Source organism: Geodermatophilus sp. DF01-2, assembly GCF_004571065.1.
Taxonomy (GTDB): domain Bacteria; phylum Actinomycetota; class Actinomycetes; order Mycobacteriales; family Geodermatophilaceae; genus Geodermatophilus.
The window spans coordinates 100,565-119,306 of the sequence record NZ_SPQN01000001.1 but is presented as its reverse complement, the minus strand read 5'-3'; the positions used below and the strand labels follow the sequence as shown (position 1 = coordinate 119,306).

22 protein-coding genes and 1 tRNA gene are annotated in these 18,742 nt (G+C 73.4%); 17 read left to right on the top strand and 6 right to left on the bottom strand.

Annotation, left to right across the window (positions count from 1 at the left end; genetic code table 11):
- Window positions 1-77 precede the first annotated feature (77 nt).
- A tRNA-Ser gene (locus E4P41_RS00570) sits at window positions 78-165 on the top strand.
- 10 nt (window positions 166-175) lie between these two features.
- Here E4P41_RS00570 and E4P41_RS00565 read toward each other — a convergent pair.
- From E4P41_RS00565 to E4P41_RS00555, 3 genes are all read right to left on the bottom strand, one after another.
- A complete protein-coding gene (locus E4P41_RS00565; protein ID WP_167760853.1) occupies window positions 176-433 on the bottom strand; it encodes an STAS domain-containing protein in 258 nt (85 codons plus the stop codon).
- A 1-nt stretch (window position 434) separates the two neighbouring features.
- Window positions 435-620 (bottom strand): hypothetical protein, encoded by a 186-nt coding sequence (locus tag E4P41_RS00560; RefSeq protein ID WP_135138931.1) that lies wholly within the window; start codon window positions 618-620, stop codon window positions 435-437.
- Between the two features lie 61 nt (window positions 621-681).
- On the bottom strand, window positions 682-1,029 hold the full coding sequence (locus E4P41_RS00555) for an STAS domain-containing protein (protein ID WP_135138930.1): 348 nt from the start codon (window positions 1,027-1,029) through the stop codon (window positions 682-684).
- Between the two features lie 134 nt (window positions 1,030-1,163).
- On the opposite strand from E4P41_RS00555, the gene E4P41_RS00550 reads away from it, so the two are divergent.
- The 3 genes from E4P41_RS00550 to E4P41_RS00540 are packed head-to-tail and all read left to right on the top strand — an operon-like array spanning window position 1,164 to window position 3,903.
- Complete coding sequence (locus E4P41_RS00550) at window positions 1,164-1,892, top strand: response regulator transcription factor (protein WP_135138929.1); 729 nt, start codon at window positions 1,164-1,166, stop codon at window positions 1,890-1,892.
- A 41-nt stretch (window positions 1,893-1,933) separates the two neighbouring features.
- Window positions 1,934-3,259 (top strand): HAMP domain-containing sensor histidine kinase, encoded by a 1,326-nt coding sequence (locus tag E4P41_RS00545; RefSeq protein WP_245177009.1) that lies wholly within the window; start codon window positions 1,934-1,936, stop codon window positions 3,257-3,259.
- Window positions 3,256-3,903: a GerMN domain-containing protein gene (locus tag E4P41_RS00540; RefSeq protein ID WP_167760852.1), complete on the top strand. Its 648-nt coding sequence runs from the start codon at window positions 3,256-3,258 to the stop codon at window positions 3,901-3,903. The genes E4P41_RS00545 and E4P41_RS00540 overlap by 4 nt, the downstream gene beginning before the upstream one ends.
- Before the next feature lie 30 nt (window positions 3,904-3,933).
- On the opposite strand, the gene E4P41_RS00535 is transcribed toward E4P41_RS00540, so the two are convergent.
- Window positions 3,934-4,632 (bottom strand): enoyl-CoA hydratase/isomerase family protein, encoded by a 699-nt coding sequence (locus E4P41_RS00535; RefSeq protein ID WP_167760851.1) that lies wholly within the window; start codon window positions 4,630-4,632, stop codon window positions 3,934-3,936.
- Between the two features lie 129 nt (window positions 4,633-4,761).
- On the opposite strand from E4P41_RS00535, the gene E4P41_RS00530 reads away from it, so the two are divergent.
- From E4P41_RS00530 to E4P41_RS00485, 10 genes are all read left to right on the top strand, one after another.
- Entirely contained in the window at window positions 4,762-6,831 is a 2,070-nt protein-coding gene (locus E4P41_RS00530; RefSeq protein ID WP_135138925.1) for an acetate--CoA ligase family protein, read from the top strand.
- Window positions 6,828-8,219, top strand: a complete 1,392-nt coding sequence (locus E4P41_RS00525) for an MmgE/PrpD family protein (RefSeq protein WP_135138924.1) — start codon at window positions 6,828-6,830, stop codon at window positions 8,217-8,219. The genes E4P41_RS00530 and E4P41_RS00525 overlap by 4 nt, the downstream gene beginning before the upstream one ends.
- Window positions 8,216-9,193, top strand: coding sequence for a 2-hydroxyacid dehydrogenase (locus E4P41_RS00520; protein ID WP_135138923.1), 978 nt, complete (start codon window positions 8,216-8,218; stop codon window positions 9,191-9,193). Before E4P41_RS00525 ends, E4P41_RS00520 begins: the two co-directional genes overlap by 4 nt.
- 25 nt (window positions 9,194-9,218) lie before the next feature.
- Window positions 9,219-10,121: a DUF6282 family protein gene (locus E4P41_RS00515; protein ID WP_135138922.1), complete on the top strand. Its 903-nt coding sequence runs from the start codon at window positions 9,219-9,221 to the stop codon at window positions 10,119-10,121.
- Window positions 10,118-10,897 carry an enoyl-CoA hydratase-related protein gene (locus E4P41_RS00510; RefSeq protein ID WP_135138921.1) on the top strand — a complete coding sequence of 260 codons (780 nt, stop codon included), beginning with the start codon at window positions 10,118-10,120 and terminating at the stop codon, window positions 10,895-10,897. Before E4P41_RS00515 ends, E4P41_RS00510 begins: the two co-directional genes overlap by 4 nt.
- Window positions 10,894-11,760: a 3-hydroxyacyl-CoA dehydrogenase family protein gene (locus E4P41_RS00505; protein ID WP_245177008.1), complete on the top strand. Its 867-nt coding sequence runs from the start codon at window positions 10,894-10,896 to the stop codon at window positions 11,758-11,760. Before E4P41_RS00510 ends, E4P41_RS00505 begins: the two co-directional genes overlap by 4 nt.
- A gap of 53 nt (window positions 11,761-11,813) precedes the next feature.
- Window positions 11,814-12,011: a hypothetical protein gene (locus E4P41_RS00500; protein WP_135138920.1), complete on the top strand. Its 198-nt coding sequence runs from the start codon at window positions 11,814-11,816 to the stop codon at window positions 12,009-12,011.
- A gap of 79 nt (window positions 12,012-12,090) precedes the next feature.
- Window positions 12,091-12,504, top strand: coding sequence for a universal stress protein (locus E4P41_RS00495; RefSeq protein WP_135138919.1), 414 nt, complete (start codon window positions 12,091-12,093; stop codon window positions 12,502-12,504).
- A gap of 99 nt (window positions 12,505-12,603) precedes the next feature.
- Window positions 12,604-13,368, top strand: a complete 765-nt coding sequence (locus E4P41_RS00490; protein WP_135138918.1) for an SDR family NAD(P)-dependent oxidoreductase — start codon at window positions 12,604-12,606, stop codon at window positions 13,366-13,368.
- 57 nt (window positions 13,369-13,425) lie between these two features.
- Window positions 13,426-14,622, top strand: coding sequence for an MFS transporter (locus E4P41_RS00485; protein ID WP_209307450.1), 1,197 nt, complete (start codon window positions 13,426-13,428; stop codon window positions 14,620-14,622).
- 37 nt (window positions 14,623-14,659) lie between these two features.
- On the opposite strand, the gene E4P41_RS00480 is transcribed toward E4P41_RS00485, so the two are convergent.
- Together E4P41_RS00480 and E4P41_RS00475 are read right to left on the bottom strand one after the other, a co-directional pair.
- Complete coding sequence (locus E4P41_RS00480; RefSeq protein ID WP_135138917.1) at window positions 14,660-14,911, bottom strand: hypothetical protein; 252 nt, start codon at window positions 14,909-14,911, stop codon at window positions 14,660-14,662.
- Between the two features lie 26 nt (window positions 14,912-14,937).
- Window positions 14,938-15,600: a GntR family transcriptional regulator gene (locus E4P41_RS00475; protein WP_135138916.1), complete on the bottom strand. Its 663-nt coding sequence runs from the start codon at window positions 15,598-15,600 to the stop codon at window positions 14,938-14,940.
- 385 nt (window positions 15,601-15,985) lie between these two features.
- Between E4P41_RS00475 and E4P41_RS00470 the strand changes: the two genes are divergently transcribed.
- From E4P41_RS00470 to E4P41_RS00460, 3 genes are all read left to right on the top strand, one after another.
- Window positions 15,986-16,270: a hypothetical protein gene (locus E4P41_RS00470; protein ID WP_135138915.1), complete on the top strand. Its 285-nt coding sequence runs from the start codon at window positions 15,986-15,988 to the stop codon at window positions 16,268-16,270.
- A 66-nt stretch (window positions 16,271-16,336) separates the two neighbouring features.
- Window positions 16,337-17,602: a hypothetical protein gene (locus E4P41_RS00465; protein WP_245177007.1), complete on the top strand. Its 1,266-nt coding sequence runs from the start codon at window positions 16,337-16,339 to the stop codon at window positions 17,600-17,602.
- Between the two features lie 91 nt (window positions 17,603-17,693).
- Window positions 17,694-18,704, top strand: a complete 1,011-nt coding sequence (locus E4P41_RS00460; protein WP_135138914.1) for a tripartite tricarboxylate transporter substrate binding protein — start codon at window positions 17,694-17,696, stop codon at window positions 18,702-18,704.
- Window positions 18,705-18,742 lie beyond the last annotated feature (38 nt).

Genomic DNA, 18,742 nt, shown 5'->3' with positions numbered 1-18,742 from the left:
CGCGGCAACAACCCCATGATCGACACGGGGAACCGGAGCGGCCACCGGGCTGGCCACGGGATAGCCTCGACCCGCCAGGAGGGCTCGCCTAGTGGCCGATGGCGGCGGTCTTGAAAACCGCTAGGAGTTCACAGCTCCTCGTGGGTTCGAATCCCACGCCCTCCGCTCGGGTCGGTCAGGTCCGGATGCGCAGCTCGACGCCGTCCGCGGCGAAGTCCCGGCGCAGTTCGTGCAGGATGTCCAGCCCGGCGGCGTCGGCCGCCCGCACTCCACGCAGGTCCAGCACCACCCGCCCGTGCCCGTGGCCGCGCAGCCCGTCGGCCGTGCCGCGCAGCAGGTCCGCGCCGAGTGGTGTCAGGTGACCGCTCACCCGGATGAGCCCGGCGCGGCGGTCGACGATCTCGGACAGGGACCGGTCGTGGGGTGCGAGCACGTCATCCTCTCGCCGCTGTGGTGCGGGTGCGGTCACGGGCGCGGCTCAGCCCCTTGGCCTCGCCGAGCGCGGCGCTGCCCAGGAAGAGCGCGATGCCGACGAGGGTCAGCCAGAACAGGCCGTCGACGACGATGCCGGCGACGGAGATGCCGAGGGAAAGCAGAGCGACGAGCAGCAGGCCGAGCATGGTTCTCCTCCTCCGAGGGTATGCGGACGGGCGCCCGCGGCCGGCCTGACGAGTCGGTGGGTCAGGCCACCGCCCGGTCGCGAGCGGGTTCGAGCTGGATGACGCGCCACAATCCGGTGCGGTGCAGCAGCTCCTCCGTCTTCCGGTTGGCGCCGCGCAGCACCACCGCGCCCCCACGGGCCCGGCAGGTGCGGTGCGCCCAGAGGAAGCTCGCGACGGCGGAGCTCGACAGGAACTGCACGCCGGAGAGGTCGACGACCAGACGGCGGGCACCGGCCAGCAGCGCGTCGTGCAGCAGCCACCGCACGTCGGCCAGGCCGTCGGCGAGCAGATCGTCGTCGAGGTGGATCGTCACCACGTCCGCATCCGTCTCGACGTCCGGCCTCGGCCGTGCGGTCGCCATCGTCATCCCCGTTCCTCCTCCATCAGTGGTGCGAGCGTGCAGGCGGCTACTGACAGAGTCCTGGGCGCAGATTGCGATACCGCCGGGGATTGCTTTGCGATCCTGTGAAGGGAGCGGTACGTGCGATTGCTGGTGGCAGCATGGCGCGAGTGGCGTTGCGTCTGCTGGTCGTGGAGGACGACGACCCCATCCGCACCGCCCTGCGCTGGGCACTGGAGGACGAGGGCTACGACGTCGCCGAGGCGGTGAGCGGGGAGGACGCCCTCGCCCACGTGGCCGTCGCGACCCCGGACCTCATGGTCGTCGACCTGATGCTCGGCTCGATGGACGGGTTCGCCGTGATCCGTGAGGTCCGGCGCGACCACGACCTGCCCATCATCGTCGTCAGCGCGCGCGCCGACACGCACGACATCGTGGCCGCTCTGGAGGCGGGCGCCGACGACTACGTGACCAAGCCGTTCGAGGTCAAGGAGATCACCGCGCGGCTGCGGGCCCTGCGCCGGCGGGCAGGGGCGGGCAGCGGTGGCACGGGGACACCGGATGCCGGGCCGGCCGAGGTCGTCCTCGACCGGCACCCGCCGGCGCCGCTGGTGCTGCGGGAGATGCGCGGCACCGTGCACCGCGGCGAGCAGCAGGTCCCGCTGACCCTGACCGAGTTCCGGCTGCTGTGCGAGCTGGCCTCGACCCCGGGGCGGGTGTTCAGCCGGCAGGCGCTGCTCGAGCGGGTGTGGGAGCACGGCTTCTTCGGCGACGAGCGGATCGTCGACGTCCACATCCGGCGGCTGCGCACCAAGGTGGAGCTGGACGCGGGGGCACCGCGGCTGGTGGTGACCGTCCGGGGGCTGGGCTACCGGCTGGACCCGCAGTGAGGGCGGCCCTCGGGTCACGGGGGCTCCGGTCGCGGATCGTCATGGGGTTCGCCGTCGGTGCGCTGCTGGTCTCCATCGTCCTGGTGACCACCACCTGGCTGCTGGCCCGCGGCTACCTGCTCGACCAGCGGGAGCGGTCGCTGACCCGCCAGGCGTTCGCCGACGCCAACGTGCTGGCCAGCCGGCTGTCGACGGCCGGCACCGAGGTCGGCGACGCGCTGGGCGAGCTGGTCCCCTCCGGCGGGGCCGACGTCGTCGTCCGCAGTGGGGACTCCTGGTACTCCTCCAGCCTGGACGTCGGTGCCCGCGACGTCCCCGCCGGGCTCCGGACGATCGTCGCCGGCGGCTCGGCCGGCACCGCCCGCGTCGAGACCCCGGACGGCCCGGCACTGCTCGTCGGTGTCCCGGTCAGCAGCGCCGGGGTGGAGTTCTACGAGCTGGCCCCGCTCACCGAGCTGCAGATGGTGCTGCGCACGCTGGCCGCGGTCCTGGGTGCGGGCGCGCTAGCGGCCACAGCGGCGGGCGCGGCGTTCGGCGTGTGGGCCAGCCGGCGGGCGGTCCAGCCGCTGGAGCAGGTCGCCGGCGCCGCCACCCGGATCGCCGGCGGCGAGCTGACCACCCGGCTGCCGGCGACCGACGACCCCGACCTGCTGGCGATCGTGGCCAGCTTCAACAGCATGGTCGACGCGCTGGCCGCCCGCATCGACCGCGACGCGCGGTTCGTCGGTGACGTCAGCCACGAGCTGCGCAGCCCGCTGACCGGCGTGGTCACCAGCGTCGAGGTGCTCGCCGCCCGACGGCAGGAGCTCTCTTCGCGGGCCGACCAGGCGCTCACGCTGGTGGAGCGGGAACTGCGCCGTTTCCGCCAGATGCTCGACGACCTGCTGGAGCTCGCCCGCATCGACGGCGCACCTCCCGGGGAGGCGGCCCCCGTGCCGCTGACCGCGCTGGCCAGGGAGGTGCTCGTCACCACCGGCCGGGACCCCGGGCTGCTCGACGCCGACCCCGACGAGCAGACGACGGTGCTCGGCGACAAGAGGAGCCTCGAGCGGGCCCTCCGCAACCTGCTGGACAACGCCGACCGGCACGGCGGTGGGCCGTGCGCCGTGCACGTGCAGCGGCGGGAGGGGACGGTGGTCCTGAGCGTGGACGACGCCGGGCCCGGTGTTCCGGTCGAGGACCGGGAGCGGGTGTTCGAGCGGTTCGCCCGGGGGCCGCGGGCGGCCCGCCGGTCGCTGCCCGGCGCCGGGCTCGGCCTGGCCATCGTGGCGGAGACCGCGGGTCAGCACGGTGGCGCGGCGTGGTGCAGCGAGGCACGCGGCGGCGGCGCCCGATTCAGCCTGTCATTGCCGGGGGCGTCGCGTTGAGCGCCCGGTGCGCGTCGCTGCTCGCCGGGCTGCTGCTCGCCCTGCTGGCCGCGTGCGGGGTGCCCACCGGCGGTGCCGCCGACGCGATCCCGGCGTCCGACGTCCCGTACGGGCTGGCCTCGCCGGCGCCGACACCGACGACCACCGCCGCTCCCGAGCCGGTGCTCGACCCCAGCCGGGTCTACCTGGTCGGCCCCGACGACGTCCTCCTACCGCAGCCCCGGGACGTGACCGGTTCGTCACCGGAGGAGCGGCTCGGCGCGCTGCTGGGGGAGCTGGCGGCCGGGCCGACGACGGCCGAGCGGGACCTCCAGCTGTCGACCGCGCTGCCCCCCGAGGTCGAGTTGTCGGTCACCGCGTTCTCCGGCGGGACGGCGACCGTCGACATCAGCGGCTCGTCGGAGGCGCCGACCGGGCTGGCCGGCCGGCGGGCGGTGGCCCAGATCGTGCTCTCGGCGACCAGCGTGCCCGGCATCGGCGCCGTCGTCCTCACCATGGACGGGCAGCGCGTGGAGGCTCCACTGCCCTCGGGGGAACTGACCCCGGAGCCACTGACCGCCGACGACTACGACCTGCTGCTGACCCCGCCGCCGAGCGCGTCGACCGCACTCACGCCGCCGCCCGCCTCGGCGCCGCCGTCGTGAGTCTCCCTCGCCCGAGCCGCTGACGCGGCGTCAGCCGGTTCGGTCGACCAGTGCCTGCAGGCGGCGTTGGGCGTCCTCGGTGCCGAGGCAGAGAGCCTGAGCAGCGGCGTCGACGAGGCGGTGGCGGTCGCCGTCCACCCGCATGGCCTCCTTGGCCAGCCGCTGGGCCAGGGGCGCCGCGGCAGCCAGGTCGGTGAGCAGGGCATCGAGCGCGCCGTCCAGCCCGTCAGGGGTGGTCACGCGCGAGGCGAGCCCCAGAGGGCCGGCCTCGCGACCCCGGATCCGTCGCCCGGTGAGCACCAGGTCGGTGGCGGGCCCGGTGCCCACCAGCGCCGCCAGCCGGGTGAGCGCCCCGGCACTGGGGATGATGCCCAGCCGTACCTCGGGCAGCCCCCACTGCGCGTCCTCGGTGGTGAGCCGGAAATCGCAGGCGAGCGCCAGCTCGCACCCGCCTCCGAGCGCCGCGCCGTCGACGACGGCGACCGTGGGCCACGGGTGGTCGTGCAGACGCTGGAACAGCCCGCTGTTGATCCGGCCCAGGCTGTCCTCGACGGTGCGCGCCTTGAGCGACGCCACGTCCGTGCCGGCCACGAACATGCCCGGGGTGGCGCTGCGGAGGACGAGCGGCCGCGGCGTCGCGGCGTGCTGCTCGAGCACCGCGGCGAGGGCCCGGCTCATCTCGACGGTCAGGGCGTTGCGCCGGTCCGGCCGGTCGAAGAGCACGGTCACCGACCGAGCGTCCGGCACCACCCGTAACGGAACGGATTCGTCCGAAGCTGACTGGCTTCCCGGCATTGCCACACTGTATAGAATGTCGATTACGCCGCATCCTCCCCCGGTCACGGAAAGAGAACCGACGTGCAGCCTCAGGCTCTGCCCCCCGCCCAGGTCACCGCTCTCCTCGAGGGCGCGGGCATCCCGCAGGCCCGCAGCGCGTCGGTCGCCGCGCTCGACGAGGTCCCGGGCGCCTTCGCCGGTCTCGGGACCACGCCGATCGTGCTGAAGGCCGGTGGCCTGCTGCACAAGACCGACGCCGGCGGCGTCGTACTCGGCCTGCGCAGCATCGCTGCGGTGACCGACTCCGCGGAGGACATGGTCGCCCGCCTCGGCGAGGGCGCCTTCCCCCTGGTGATGCAGCAGCAGGTGCGCGGCCTGGAGATCCTGGTGGGCGCACGCCGCGACCCCCAGCTGGGCGCGGCCGTCGTCGTCGGCCTCGGCGGCGTCGCCACCGAGGTGCACAACGACGTGGTGACCACGATGGCTTCGCTGAACCGCGACGAGGCGCGTGCGGCGCTCCGCCGCCTGCGCGCCTGGCCGCTCCTCGACGGCTTCCGCGGCGAGTCGAGGCGCGACGTCGACGCGCTCGTGGACACGATCGTCGCGGTGTCGGAACTCGTCGAGAGCGACCCCGGCATCGTCGAGCTCGACCTCAACCCGGTGATGGTCGGCCACGAGGGCGAGGGCGTGACCGTCGTCGACGCCCGGATCATCCGCACCGAGGAGCCGCCGCTGGTCGAGCGGGCCCGCTACGACCTGGACCGGATGCTGCGCCCGCAGCACGTCGTGGTGGTCGGGGTCTCCGACGATCCGCACAAGGTCGGTGCCCGGCTGTTCCGCTACCTCGACGACCACGGCTTCCCCGGTCGGCTCGACGCCGTGCATCCCTCCGGCGGCGAGGTCCGCGGCCGGAAGCGCTACGCCTCGCTGGCCGAGGTCGAGGGTTCGCCGGACCTCGTGTGCGTCACCGTCCCCGGCCGGTTCGTCCTCGACGTGGCGCGGCAGGCCGTGGAGAAGAAGGCCGGTGGCGTCATCGTGCACAGCTCCGACTTCGCCGAGGTCGGCGAGGAGGGGCGGGCCGCCCAGGAGGAGCTGGCCCGCATCCTGCGGGAGGGCGGGGTGCCGCTGGCCGGGCCCAACGACATGGGCGTGGTCGCGCCGTTCCGCAAGCTCACCGCCTCGATCTCCGGTGGCCTGGAGGAGAAGATCGCCCCGGGCGGCGTGGCCCTGCTCAGCAGCTCCGGTGCGCTCGGCAGCTGCCTCGGCACCCGGCTGATGGGGGAGCGGATCGGGCTGTCCTACTGGATCCACGCGGGCAACGAGGCCGACCTGGTCATCGCCGACTACCTCGAGTGGCTGGCCGGCGACGAGGAGACGAAGTCGATCGCGCTGCTGCTCGAGGACATCAAGGACGGGCCGCGGTTCATCGCGGCCGGCCGCCGCATGGCCGCCGCCGGCAAGCCGATGTTCGCCTACAACATGGTGCGCTCGGACCGGGGCCGCGCCGCGGCGCTGAGCCACACCGGCGCGATGGTCGGGTCCTTCGCCGTCCGCGAGGCCGTCGTCCGCGCGGCCGGCATGGTCAGCGTGCCGTCGCTGCGGGTGCTCGAGGACGCCGTCGCCCTCGCCGCCCAGGAGCCGCTCCCGGCCGGCGACCGGCTGGTGGCGGTGACCTTCTCCGGCGGCGCCTGCTCGATCATCGCGGACGAGGGGGAGGTCGCCGGCATCGAGCTGCCCGAGCTCTCCGAGGCGACACGGGAGGCGGTCCGTCCACACGTGCCGTCCTACGCGGCGGTGCGCAACCCGCTGGACTGCAGCTACCAGATGATCACCCAGCCCGAGGCGTTCGAGCGGCTGCTCCTCGCACTGACCGAGCGCGGTGAGTACGACGCGCTGCTGCTGCAGTTCACCACCAACGCCGACCCGTACGCCGCGAAGCTCGCGGAGAAGGTCGTCGAGATGCGGGAGAAGCTCGGCATACCGCTCTACGTCTCCCGCTACGGCGGCGACCAACTGGCGCCCAGGGCGTTGGCGGCCTACCGGGAGGCCGGGGTGCACGTGCTCGACGCGCCGGACCGGGCCACGCTGGCGATCGCCGCCGTCATGGCCGGGGCCCGGGCGCTGCGGGCGCACGGCGGAGGTGACCGGTGACCGCCGTCCGCCCGGCTCCGGCGCCCGCGACGGGGCTCACCGCGCAGCTGGTCGACTGGGCGGCCGGTCTGCGGTTCGCCGACCTGCCCGACCCCGTGGTGCACCAGGCCAAGCGTGTGCTGCTCGACTACGTCGCCGCCACCCTGGTGGGGTCGGCCTCGGCGCCGGCCCGCATCCTGCAGCGGTACGTGGCCGAGACCGAGTCGTCCGGCCCGTCCACCGTCCTCGGCACGTCCCTGCGGGTCACCGCTCCGAGCGCCGCCCTGGTGAACGGGACGGCAACCCACGGACTCGAGGTGGACGACGGCTACACCCCGGGCAGCACGCACCCGGGGGGCCCCGTCGGCTCCGCGGTGCTCGCCGTGGCCGAGGCCCACGACGCCGGGCCCGAGCAGATCCTGCTGGCGACCGCGCTCGGGCTGGAGGTCCACTGCCGGATCGGGGGAGCCGGGCACCCCGCCACCTGGCGCCGCGGCTTCCACAACACCGCCCTCAACGGGGTCTTCGGCGCGGCGACCGCCACGGCCCGGCTCCTCGACGGCGACCGGGCGGTGATGGCCGACGCCCTCGGCATCGCGGGCTCGCACGCGGGGGGGCTGTTCGAGTTCCTGCACGGCGGCGGCGAGGTCAAGCGGCTGCACCCGGGGAAGGCCGCCCGCGACGGCGTCGTCAGCGCCGAGCTCGCCGCGCGCGGCCTGACCGGACCGAGCACCGTGCTCGAGGGCCCGAACGGCTACTTCCACGCCTTCGCCGACGACGAGTTCGACCGCGACCACCTCGTCGGCGACCTGGGCGCCGAGTGGCGGATGCTCGGCATGTACGTCAAGCCCTACCCGTGCTGCCGTCACCTGCACGGGCCGATCGACGCGATCCTCGCCATGGGGGCCGAGGAGCCGATCGACGTCGACACGGTCGAGTCGGTGCGGGTGGAGACCTTCCCCGCGGCCGCCCGCCACGGCAGCCGGCGCGTCGACGACTTCATCGCCGCGCAGTTGAGCATCCCGTACGCGGTGGCGGTGACCATGGTGCACGGTGCGCCGTCCCTCGAGCACTTCGCCGACGACGTGCGCGAGGACCCGCGCATCGCGCGGATCGTCGACGTCGTGGAGGTCGAGGAGGCCGAGGACTGCGTCCGCGACTATCCGGCCATGCGGCCCGCGCGCGTCACCGTCCGGGAGGGTGGACGGGAGCGGGTGCTACGGATCGACCAGCCCTACGGCGAGCCGAGCAACCCCGTGCGCGACGACGACCTCGAGGGCAAGCTGCACCGCCTGGCGGGGCCGGTCGTGGGCGAGCAGCGGTGCCGGGCGATCGCCGAGGCGATCTGGGCCTTCGACGACCCGGCGCGGCTCTTCGAGCTGCTCGGCGGCCCCGGGGAGCCCGCATGAGCGACGGCCCGCACCTGCTGTTCTGGGGGCCGGAGGGGCCGATCAATGGCCTGTACCGCGAGCGTCTGCCCGTGGGATGGCGGTTGTCGGCGCTGCACGACCGCGACGACGAGGACGGCAAGCTCCGGCTGATCGCCGACGCCGACGTCGTCGTCCACACCGACAACACCCCGATCACGGCCGCGCACCTGGACGCCGCACGCCAGTTGCGGCTGGTGCACCGCCAGGGAGTCGGCCTCGACGCGGTCGACCAGGACCTGCTCCGCGAACGCGGGATCTCCCTGGCCGTCTGCACCGCCGGCACCGCCGAATCCGTCGCCGAGCACAGCCTGCTGCTCATGCTGGCCGCCGGCCGGCACCTGGTGCGGCTGCACGACGAGGTCGCCCGGCAGGGGGGCTGGCCGAAGTGGGACTACCGGGACGTCTCCGTCGGTCTCGCCGGCAACACGGTCGGGCTGGTCGGCTTCGGCCGGATCGCGCAGGTCGTCGCCCGGGCCGTCCTCGCCCTGGGGAGCGACGTGCTCGTCCACCGCCGGCAGGACACCCCGCTCGGCGACGAGTGGGCGGACCGCCCGGTGCGCACCGCCGCGAGCCTCGACGAGCTCTTCGCCGAATCCGACGTCGTGAGCCTGCACTGTCCACTCCTCCCGGAGAACCGGGGCATGGTGGATGCCCGCCGGCTCGCGCTCATGCGGGACCACTCCCTCTTCGTCAACACCGCCCGGGGCGGGCTGGTGGTCGAGGCCGACCTGGTCGAGGCGCTGCGGGCCGGCCGGCCGGCGGCCGCCGGCCTCGACGTCTTCGAGCAGGAGCCGGTGGCGCCGGACAACCCCCTGTTCGGGCTGCCCAACGTCGTCGTCACACCCCACTGCGCGGCCGGCACCCGGTCGGCCTCGGCCCAGAAGGCGCAGGCGGTGCTCGACAACGTCGCCCGCTTCTGGTCGGGGCAGCCGATCGAGAACCGCATCTTCTGACGCACCGCCCGACGAGAGGACGCCGATGAACCGCACCTGGCCGGCCGGCCTGGTGGACACCCACGTGCATACGGCCCCCGACGTCGTCCCCCGGTCGGTGACCGATTCACAACTGGCCCGGGCGGTCGACGAGGCCGGCTACCGGGCCGTGGTGCTCAAGAGCCACCACACCGTCACCGCGACGCGAGCCACGATGGCGCAGGAGCACGCGCACGACGCGCAGATCCTCGGCGGTGCCGTGCTCAACGTCCAGTCGACCGGTGGGGTCAATCCCCACGCGGTCGAGACCGTGCTGAAGCTCGGTGGTCGGGTGATCTGGCTGCCCACCATCACCTCGGCCAACCAGATCCGGCACGCCGCGGAGAAGGGCATCGCCAGCGGCAGCCTCAAGGCCCTGGGCACCATCGAGGGCCCCGGCCTCGACATGCTCGACCAGGAGGGACGGCCGACCGCGGACGTCTGCCGGGTGCTGGATCTGATCGCCGGGGCCGGGGCGACGCTCGCCACCGGGCACATCGGGCCGGCCGAGATCATGCAGGTCGTGCCCGAGGCCCGCCGGCGCGGCGTGCCGAACGTGCTGATCACCCACCCCGAGCACTCCTGCGTCGGCCTGGGGCTGGACCAGCAGCTCGAGCTGGCCGAGCTCGGCGGCGTGTGGTTCGAGCGGGTCTTCGTGATCACGCTGCCCACCAGTGACGCGGTGCCGCTGGAGCGGGTCGCCGAGGCGATCCGCACCGTCGGCGTCGACAGCACGGTCATGGCCACCGACTTCGGTCAGGCGCACAACGTCTCGCCGATCGTCGGCTTCCAGCAGTACATCGACGCGATGCGTGACCGCGGCTTCTCGCAGGCCGACATCGAGGCGATGACCGTGGCCAACCCGACGGCGGCGCTGGCACTGGATGGCACCCCGGGCGTGCGCGCATGACCGGGGGGCTGCGGGTGGAGGTCCGCGACCGGGTGGGCTACGTGACCATCGACCGGCCCGAGCGGCGCAACGCGCTCGGTTCCGACGTCATGGCCGGCCTCGTCGAGACCTTCGTCCGGTTCGACGCCGACGACGACGTGTGGGCGGTGCTGATCACCGGCGCCGGCGACCAGGCATTCTCGGCCGGCCGCGACCTGAAGGAGCTGGCCGGCCACGACGCAGCTGGCGGGCCCCCGCCCTCCCCGATGCGCCAACCGCTCCGCAACCCGTTCGAGGTCGTCCTCGAGTGCCGCAAGCCCACCGTCGCCGCCCTCAACGGCTGGGCCATGGGCGGAGGCCTGGAGCTGGCGATGGCCTGCGACGTGCGCATCGCGGCCGACACGGCGAAGCTCGGGCTGCCGGAGGCGCTGCGGGGGATGGGCGCCAACTTCGGGTCGGTGATGCTGCCCCGGCTGGTGCCGCTCGGCGTCGCCTACGACCTCCTGTACAGCGGTCGCACGATCGACGCCGAGGAGGCGGCCCGCTGGGGACTGGTGAACCGGGTCGTCCCGCTCGGCGAGCTGGCGGCCACCGCGGAGGAGTACGTGCGGGTCCTGCTGGCCAACGCACCGCTGACCATCCGCCGGTACAAGGCGGTCATCCAGTCGAGCCTGCACCAGGCGCCGGCCGCGGCCCTGCGCCTCGACGTGCGGCCCGACCCCTACTCCAGCGAGGACCGCGTCGAAGGCGTGCGGGCCTTCGCCGAGAAGCGCGCCCCGCAGTGGCGGGCCCGGTGAGCGCCCCGGTGGCCCTGCCGGCCCGGACCGGCGTCGTGGGCGGCGGCCGCATGGGGGCGGGCATCGCGCACGCGCTGCTGCTCGCCGGTAGCGAGGTGGTCCTCGTCGAGGCCGATGCGACGGCCGCGCCGGCCGCCCGCGAGCGGGTCGTGCAGGCGGTGCGCCGCAGCGCCGAGCGCGGCACGCTGGGCGCCGCGGTGAACGACGTCGTCGCCCGGCTGGAGGTGGCCACCGGCACGAAGGCGCTGGCCGGCTGCGGGCTCGTGGTGGAGGCGGTGCCCGAGGACGTCGAGCTCAAGGCTCGGGTGTTCACCGCCGTCGAAGGGGTGGTCGCGCCCGACGCGGTCATCGCCACCAACACCAGCAGCCTGCCGATCACCCGACTGGCCGGTGCCCTGGACCGCCCGGACCGGTCGCTGGGGCTGCACTTCTTCAATCCGGTGCCGGCCAGCCTGCTGGTCGAGGTCGTGGTGGGGGAGCGAACCGCCGCGGAGGTCGTCGAGCGGGCCACCGGGTGGGTGGCGACGCTGGGGAAGACGCCGATCGTCGTCCGCGACGCCCCCGGGTTCGCGAGCAGCCGGCTGGGTCTCGCGCTCGGCCTGGAGGCGATCCGGATGGTCGAGGAGGGGGTCGCCTCGGCCGCCGACATCGACGCGGCGATGACGCTGGGCTACAAGCACCCGATGGGACCCCTGCGCCTCACCGATCTGGTGGGTCTCGACGTCCGGCTGGGCATCGCCCGTCACCTGGCGGGGACGCTGGGCCCGCGCTTCGGACCGCCGGACCTGCTGGTCGAGAAGGTCGCCCGCGGGGAGCTCGGCCGCAAGGCGGGACGTGGCTTCTACGACTGGCCGGACTCGTGACCGGCGCCGGCACCCCGGGCGGCCCCGGTGGGGCGCGGGAGCAGAATGCGGCCATGGCTGGTCCCCGACGGTCCCGCATGGCGATCCTCTACGGGATCCTCGTCGCGCTGCTGCTGATCAGCGGCCTCTTCTTCGTCGTCGGGCAGGCGGTCTACGGGCTGACCGTCCTGGCGATCGCCACGCTGCTCAACGTCCGACTCCTCGCCTTCCGCCGTCGGCTCGGGCGCCGGGACGCGGGGCGGAACCGCTAGCACCTCGTACCGAGGACGGTCGCCGGCCGCCCTCCCGCACCCGTCCGGTGCTGCCGGACGTCCCGACCAGGAGCGTTCCATGTCCGAATCGTTCAGCACCCCGCCGGTCGTGGTGGGGTACGTCCCCAACGCCCAGGGCAGGGCCGCACTGGAGCACGGCATCGCCGAGGCACGCCTGCGCGGCACCGGTGTGCTCGTGGCCAACTCGGCCGGCTCCGACGGCTTCGCCGACGCCAAGCGCATCGGTGAGGAGGACGCCGCCGCGCTGCAGGACACTCTGGCGGCGGCGGGTGTTCCCTTCGAGGTGCGGAGGCTCGGCACTCAGCACAGTCCGAGCGAGCACCTCGTGAACCTCGCCGAGGAGGTCGGTGCTCCACTACTGGTGATCGGCCTGCGCCGGCGGAGCCTGGTCGGCAAGCTGATCATGGGCAGCAACGCGCAGCGCATCCTGCTCGACGCCGCCGTTCCCGTCCTGGCCGTCAAGGCGTCCTGACTCCGTCGGGCAGCCTCCCGGACCTGGCGACATGCGGGTTCTATACAGTATGAGATCGGCCGGTCGCTTCCCGTGCGACCGCGAGCAGAGGAGAGAGTGATGGCAGAGAGCCCGCGACCGCTCGCCGGGCGAACGGCCCTGATCACCGGGGCTGGGCGCAACATCGGGCGCGCCATGGCCCGCGAGCTCGCCGCCGCGGGCGCCGACATCGTCGTCAACGTCCGGCAGAACCTCGCCGAAGGCGAGCAGACGGCCGACGAGGTGCGCGCCCTGGGCAGCAAGGCCGTCGTCGTCGCCGGCGACGTATCGAAGGTCGAGGACGTCCGCGCGGTCTTCGACCAGGCCACCGCCGCCCTGGGGCCGGTGCACATCCTGGTCAACAACGCCGCGGTCCGGCCGCACCAGCCGTTCCTGGAGATCTCCCCGGAGGACTGGAACTGGGTCCTCGGCATCGGGCTGACCGGTGCCTTCCACTGCGCCCAGGCCGCCATTCCCGGCATGGTCGAAGCCGGCTGGGGCCGGGTCATCAACATCTCCGGTCGGGACGGGTTCTCCGGGATCCTCAACCGGGCGCACGGCGTCACGGTGAAGGCCGGCATCCACGGCTTCACCAAGGCCCTGGCTCTGGAGTTCGGGCCGTCGGGGATCACGGTGAACACGGTCGTCCCGGGTCTGATCCACACGACCCGCCCCAAGGAGTGGTACCCGACGCTGTCCTACGAGGAGCGGTCGAAGGGCATCCCCGTCCGGCATCCGGGCTCGGTGGAGGACATCGCCCGCACCGTCCGCTTCCTGGTCGCCGAGGGCGAGTACATCACCGGGCAGGCGGTGCACGTCAACGGCGGGGAGTTCCTCGTCACCTGAGCGGGCGGTGGGCATGACGGGCAGGCGGGGCGGGAGGAGAGCTGCAGTGGTGTCGGGGTGAACAAGGCCCGCCTGCCGCGTTGGCTGGTTCCGTTGCTGGTCTGCGCCATGTTGACCCAGGCGGCGCTGAACCTGGCCCGGCCCCTGGTCACGTACCGGGTCATCGGCCTCGGCGGTGACGCGCTGGCCGTGGGCCTCGTCACCGCCGCGTTCGCCGTCCTGCCACTCTTCGTCGCCATGCCGCTCGGTCGGTTGACCGACCGGCTCCGCGGACTGAGCGCGGTGGTGGCCGTCGGGGTGCTGTTGTCGGCCGGCGGCACGTTGCTCATGTCGATGACCAGCAGCCTGGTGGCACTCGCCGCGACCAGCGCCGTCCTCGGCCTCGGGCAGCTGGTCTTCATGCTGTCGGCGCAGGGCATCATCGCCCGCTGGTCCGGTGACCACCTGCTCGATCGCGGTTTCGGCCTGTTCACCGCGGCGGTCGCGTTGGGGCAGATGTTCGGGCCGCTCCTGGTGGGCGCTCTGCTGGGCGACGCCAGCGGAGCCGCCCTGCTCGAGGCCAGCCGGGTCGCGTTGTGGGTGGCCGCGGGTGTCGGCCTGCTGCCGCTGCCGCTCGTCGGGCTGGTGGCACTGCGGGTACCGCGGCTGCCTCGCCCACCCGCAGGGCAGGAGCCGGCGCCGATCGAGTCCAGCCTGACCCTGATGCGCTACCGGGGCGTGGGGGCCGGCATGTACGCCAGCCTCGCCCTGCTGTCCACGGTCGACATCCTCACCGCGTACCTGCCGCTGATCGCTGAGCGACGGGGGATCTCCCCGATGGTGGTCGGTGTTCTGCTTGCGCTCCGGTCGGCCGCGACCATGTCCTCGCGGCTGCTGCTGGACGTCATGCTGCGGTGGCGCACCCGCGAGCAGCTGATCGTGCTCAGCGCCGCGGGCGCGGCCGCCACGCTCGCCGTCGTCCCGATCGGGGGCATCGGCCAGATCGGCATGGGCGTCGCGTTGTTCGTCGGCGGCTTCGCGCTGGGCGTGGGGCAACCGCTCACCATGAGCCTGCTGGCCCGGGCCGTGCCGGCCGGTGCGCGCAGCAGCGTGCTGGCCCTGCGGATGGTGGCCAACCGGGTCGGCCAGGTGGCGGTGCCCGGGCTGGCCGGCGTCGTGGCGGCCTCGGCCGGGGTCGCGGGGGCCTGGTGGCTGTCCTGCGTGGTGCTGGCGACGGCGGCGCTGGTCTCGGGAAGAGTGGCGCCACCGAACTGACGGAGCAGCCGCCCCAAGTCGTGTGGGGAGCAGCAGCTCAGGCGGGGCGCTGCACCGTCATCGTCGTGACCGGGGCGCCCCGTCGCTCCAGGGCGTCGGTCGCGATCGCGATCAGCGTGGGCTCGGGGACCAGGCAGTCCGCGCACGCGGAGTCGGCGAAGCTCAGCCGCAGCTCGTACACACCGGCCTCCACGTCGGCGATCTCGACGCTGACCCCGTCGTCGAGCATCGCGGTGAGCTCCTCCGCGGCCTCGGTCCTGGCCGCGGTGGCGGTGGCGTCTGCAGACATGACAGCTCCTGTCGTACGGGTGGCTTCTAGAGGTGCTCGCGCAACTTGGCCGCGTGCAGGACGTGGTCGCGGGCCCGGTCCTGTGCCCGCTGGGGGTCGCGGTCGCGCAGCGCCGCAATGATCTCGTCGTGGTCCGCGGCGAGCGCGGCCGCCGCATCCGGGTCCGCCCAGATCGTGACCCGCGGCGGGAACAGCGTCCACAGGCTCGACGCGTGGGAAGCGATCAGCTCCGAACCCGCGTGGTAGATCGTGAAGTGCAGCCGGCGGTTGAGGACGGCGAGCTCCTCCCCGCTGGCCCCGCGGTGCGCCCCGATCTCGGCGTGCACCGCCTCGATCCGTGCGAACTGCTCGTCGGTCATCCGCTCGCACGCCACGGCGGTCGCCAGGCCTTCGATCTCGGCCCGGAGCAGGTAGACGTCCTTGACCCGATCCGCCGGGAGCTCGCGGACGGTCGCCCCGCGGTGCGGGGCGTAGCTGATGGTGCCGCCGGCCTCCAGCAGCCGGAGTGCCTCCCGCACCGGGGTCGCGCTCACGCCGTAGCGGGCCGCGATCTCGCTCTGCCGGAGCGACGTTCCGGGGACCACGATGCCGCTGGCGATGTCCTCGCGGAGCCGCTGGAGGACGTACTCGGTCTTGCTCAGCGGAGGACCGGTCAGGCCCTGCCCCTGAGGAGTGCTCGTCTGTGTCATCCCGGCACCGTCCTGGTCGTCGTCCGCGTGCGTCCCGACCGAGGTGGGGACGGCCGGATCATGCCGTGCGCCCTCCGCGCGCCACACACGCGACGGGCGCCTCCCGGCACGCTATACAAGATAGACGCCGGGGGACACCGATCGGGGAACGCGGTTGCGGAATCCCACCCGTCCGAGCTGGTGCGAGCCGCGCCAGGTCCGCAGGCACCGGTACGGCCCGCCTCAGGATCACAGCCTGCTAACGACTGTTGCCTGCATCACCCGAGGCTGTTGTCGCCATCACATACATCCTATACGGTCCAGTCCATGGGCCGTCTGACGGTCCGGGTCATCGTGCAACGCCGACCGGGCGCGCAGGGTGCGCGCCGTGAAGGGAGGTCCTGGGATGGTCGTACGGATCGTCGACCCGTCGGGCAGCGAGCCCCCCACCCAGCGGCTGGACACCACGCCCCGCCCGGCATCCCTGGCCGGCGCGCGCATCGCCGTCCTCAACAACGGCAAGCCGAACGCCGAGCACGTGGTGAGGCGGCTGGCCGGGCACCTGGCCGAGCGGTTCGGGACCCAGGAGCCGGAGGGCGCCGAGAAGCCGAACTCCTCCCGCCCGTTCGAAGCCGAGGTGCTCGACCGGTTCCGCAACTTCGACGCCGCCGTCGTGGGCGTCGGTGACTAGGGCTCCTGCACGTCGTGGAGTGTCCATGACTCAGCTGAGCTCGAACGCCGCGGAATTCCCACGGTCATGATCGCCACGGACTCGTTCCTTCCCCTGGCGCGGGCGGTCGCCCGCCAGCAGGGCCTGGAGTCGATGGCGGTCGTCACGATCCCCCATCCGATCGGCGGGGTGGAGCCCGAGCAGCTCGACGACATGCTGGCCGCTGCCGTCGACCGCGTGGCCGCCGCGCTGCTGTCCTCTCCCGAGGAGGTGGAGACGGTGCCGGCACCTGCCGTGCACGACGCCCCCGGCGACGTGCTGGAGTTCCTGGCGTTCGCCGAGGAGCGACGGTGGAGTGACGGGCTGCCGTCGGTGCCGCCGACCGAGGAGCTGGTCGAGCGAGCGGTGGCGGCCACGGGACGCGACGCCGGCCATCTGGTCGGTCTCGTGCCGCCGTCGAACCGGGGCGCCAGCGTGGGGGCGATCGCGGCTAACGCGGTCATGGCCGGCTGCCCCCCGGAGCTGACGCCGGTGGTCGTCGCGGCCGTCGAGGCCGCACTGGAACCACGCTTCAACCTCCAGGCGCTCACCACCACGACCCATCCCGTGACCCCGCTCGTGGTCGTGCACGGTCCGGTCGCCGAGCGGCTGGGCTTCAACGGGGGCCCCAATGCCTTCGGGCAGGGCAACCGCGCCAATGCCGGTGTCGGGCGCGCGCTGCGGCTCGTGCTGCAGAACGTCGGCGAGGCACGACCGGGGGAGACCGACCGAGCCACCCACGGGACGCCGGGCAAGTACGCGTACTGCATCGCCGAGAACGCGGCAGGCTCCCCGTTCGAGACCTTCCACGCGGCACGAGGTGGCGGGCCGGGGGGTGCGGTCACGGTCTTCGGTGGTGAGGCGCCGCACAACATCAACGACCACGGCAGCACCGACGCCGCCGGCATCCTCAACACGATCGCCGGCACCCTGGCCAGTCTGGGCAGCAACAACCTGTACCTGCGCGGTCAGCTGCTGCTCGTGCTGGGCCCGGAGCACGCCGAGGTGCTGGCGCGCGAGGGCTACGACCGGCGGCGGATCCAGGAGGCGCTGCACGCCCACCCGCGCGCCCGGATCAGCCTCGCCGGTGTCTCCGAGGGCAACTTCGACCGGTACCGGCGCACCGCTCCGCACGTCTTCGCCGACGTGCCGGACGACGGCGTCGTCCCCATGCTCGACGGGCCCGAGAGCCTGCTCGTCATGGTGGCCGGCGGCCCCGGCAAGCACTCGATGCTCGTACCGAGCTTCGGTACCACGGAGGCCGTGACCGTCGACGTCTCCCCTGGCCCTGCCCGCGGAGCTGCCGATGGGTGATGCCCTTCCCCGACCTTCCCCGACGTCGCCGCCCCGGCGGCGAGCCCGAGCAGTACTTCCTTCCACTCGACGACGAGGAGATCGACCGACCATGAAGAAGCACACCCTGCGCGGCGCGCTCGCGGCCGCGAGCGCCCTGGCCCTGGTCGCCTGCGGCGGCGACGCCGGCACCGACGACACGGACGTCGCTGCCGCCGGCGGCGACGAGGCGCGCTGGCAGCCAGAACGCCCGATCACCTACATCATCCCCTACGGCACCGGTGGCTCGACCGACCCGATCGGCCGCCAGTTCGCCTCCCAGCTGGAGGAGGAGCTCGGCGTGGAGGTCGTCGTCGAGAACCGCGAGGGCGGTGCCGCGACCATCGGCACGACCGGCATCGTGACCGCGGCGCCCGACTGCTACACGATCGGCCTGTCCAACGACACGGCGCTGGCCAACCAGCCGCTGCTGAACCCCGACCTGCCGTTCCAGACCACCGACGACTACACGTCGCTGGTCAAGCTGGCCGACATCCCGGTGGTGCTGGCGGTCGACGCCGATGCCCCGTGGCAGACGCTGGAGGAGTTCTTCGCCTACGTCGAGGAGAACCCGAACGAGGTCGGGTACGCCACCTCCGGCGTCGGCGGCACGCCCGACACCAACGCCAAGCTGCTGGAGATCCGGTCGGGGCTGGAGCTCAACCGGGTGCCGTTCAGCGGCGGCGGCGGGGAGGCGCTGACCGCGGTGGTCGCCGGCGAGGTCGAGTCGATCGGCACCTACTACCCGTCGATGCAGGGCTTCGTGGACTCCGGGGACCTGCGGCCGCTGGGTGTCTTCTACAACGAGGAGTACGAGCCGGTGCCCGACCTGCCGCTCATCCCCGAGATCTACGAGGGCGCGGCCAAGCCGTCGGCGTACTACACGATCGCCCCGGCGAACCTGCCCGAGGAGTGCCGCGACACGCTGGTCGAGGTCTCGCGGGAGATCGTCGAGTCCGGCGAGTTCAGGGCCTTCGCCGAGGAGAACGGCTACGTCGTCGACCCGATCCAGCTCGAGGAGCTGGCCGCGGAGATCGACGAGTACCGGCCGATCTTCGAGGAGCTCGAGGGCTCCGACGCCTGATCCGTCACCTGGTCCGGTCGCGGCCCTCCGGGGCCGCG

Coding starts and splice junctions, on each gene's coding strand:
- E4P41_RS00475 (WP_135138916.1), bottom strand. CDS start 15,600: ATGACACAGACGAGCACTCCTCAGGGGCAGGGCCTGACCGGTCCTCCG.
- E4P41_RS00510 (WP_135138921.1), top strand. CDS start 10,118: ATGACCGGGGGGCTGCGGGTGGAGGTCCGCGACCGGGTGGGCTACGTG.
- E4P41_RS00515 (WP_135138922.1), top strand. CDS start 9,219: ATGAACCGCACCTGGCCGGCCGGCCTGGTGGACACCCACGTGCATACG.
- E4P41_RS00465 (WP_245177007.1), top strand. CDS start 16,337: ATGATCGCCACGGACTCGTTCCTTCCCCTGGCGCGGGCGGTCGCCCGC.
- E4P41_RS00500 (WP_135138920.1), top strand. CDS start 11,814: ATGGCTGGTCCCCGACGGTCCCGCATGGCGATCCTCTACGGGATCCTC.
- E4P41_RS00495 (WP_135138919.1), top strand. CDS start 12,091: ATGTCCGAATCGTTCAGCACCCCGCCGGTCGTGGTGGGGTACGTCCCC.
- E4P41_RS00545 (WP_245177009.1), top strand. CDS start 1,934: ATGGGGTTCGCCGTCGGTGCGCTGCTGGTCTCCATCGTCCTGGTGACC.
- E4P41_RS00460 (WP_135138914.1), top strand. CDS start 17,694: ATGAAGAAGCACACCCTGCGCGGCGCGCTCGCGGCCGCGAGCGCCCTG.
- E4P41_RS00470 (WP_135138915.1), top strand. CDS start 15,986: ATGGTCGTACGGATCGTCGACCCGTCGGGCAGCGAGCCCCCCACCCAG.
- E4P41_RS00550 (WP_135138929.1), top strand. CDS start 1,164: ATGGCGCGAGTGGCGTTGCGTCTGCTGGTCGTGGAGGACGACGACCCC.
- E4P41_RS00560 (WP_135138931.1), bottom strand. CDS start 620: ATGCTCGGCCTGCTGCTCGTCGCTCTGCTTTCCCTCGGCATCTCCGTC.
- E4P41_RS00555 (WP_135138930.1), bottom strand. CDS start 1,029: ATGACGATGGCGACCGCACGGCCGAGGCCGGACGTCGAGACGGATGCG.
- E4P41_RS00520 (WP_135138923.1), top strand. CDS start 8,216: ATGAGCGACGGCCCGCACCTGCTGTTCTGGGGGCCGGAGGGGCCGATC.
- E4P41_RS00490 (WP_135138918.1), top strand. CDS start 12,604: ATGGCAGAGAGCCCGCGACCGCTCGCCGGGCGAACGGCCCTGATCACC.
- E4P41_RS00480 (WP_135138917.1), bottom strand. CDS start 14,911: ATGTCTGCAGACGCCACCGCCACCGCGGCCAGGACCGAGGCCGCGGAG.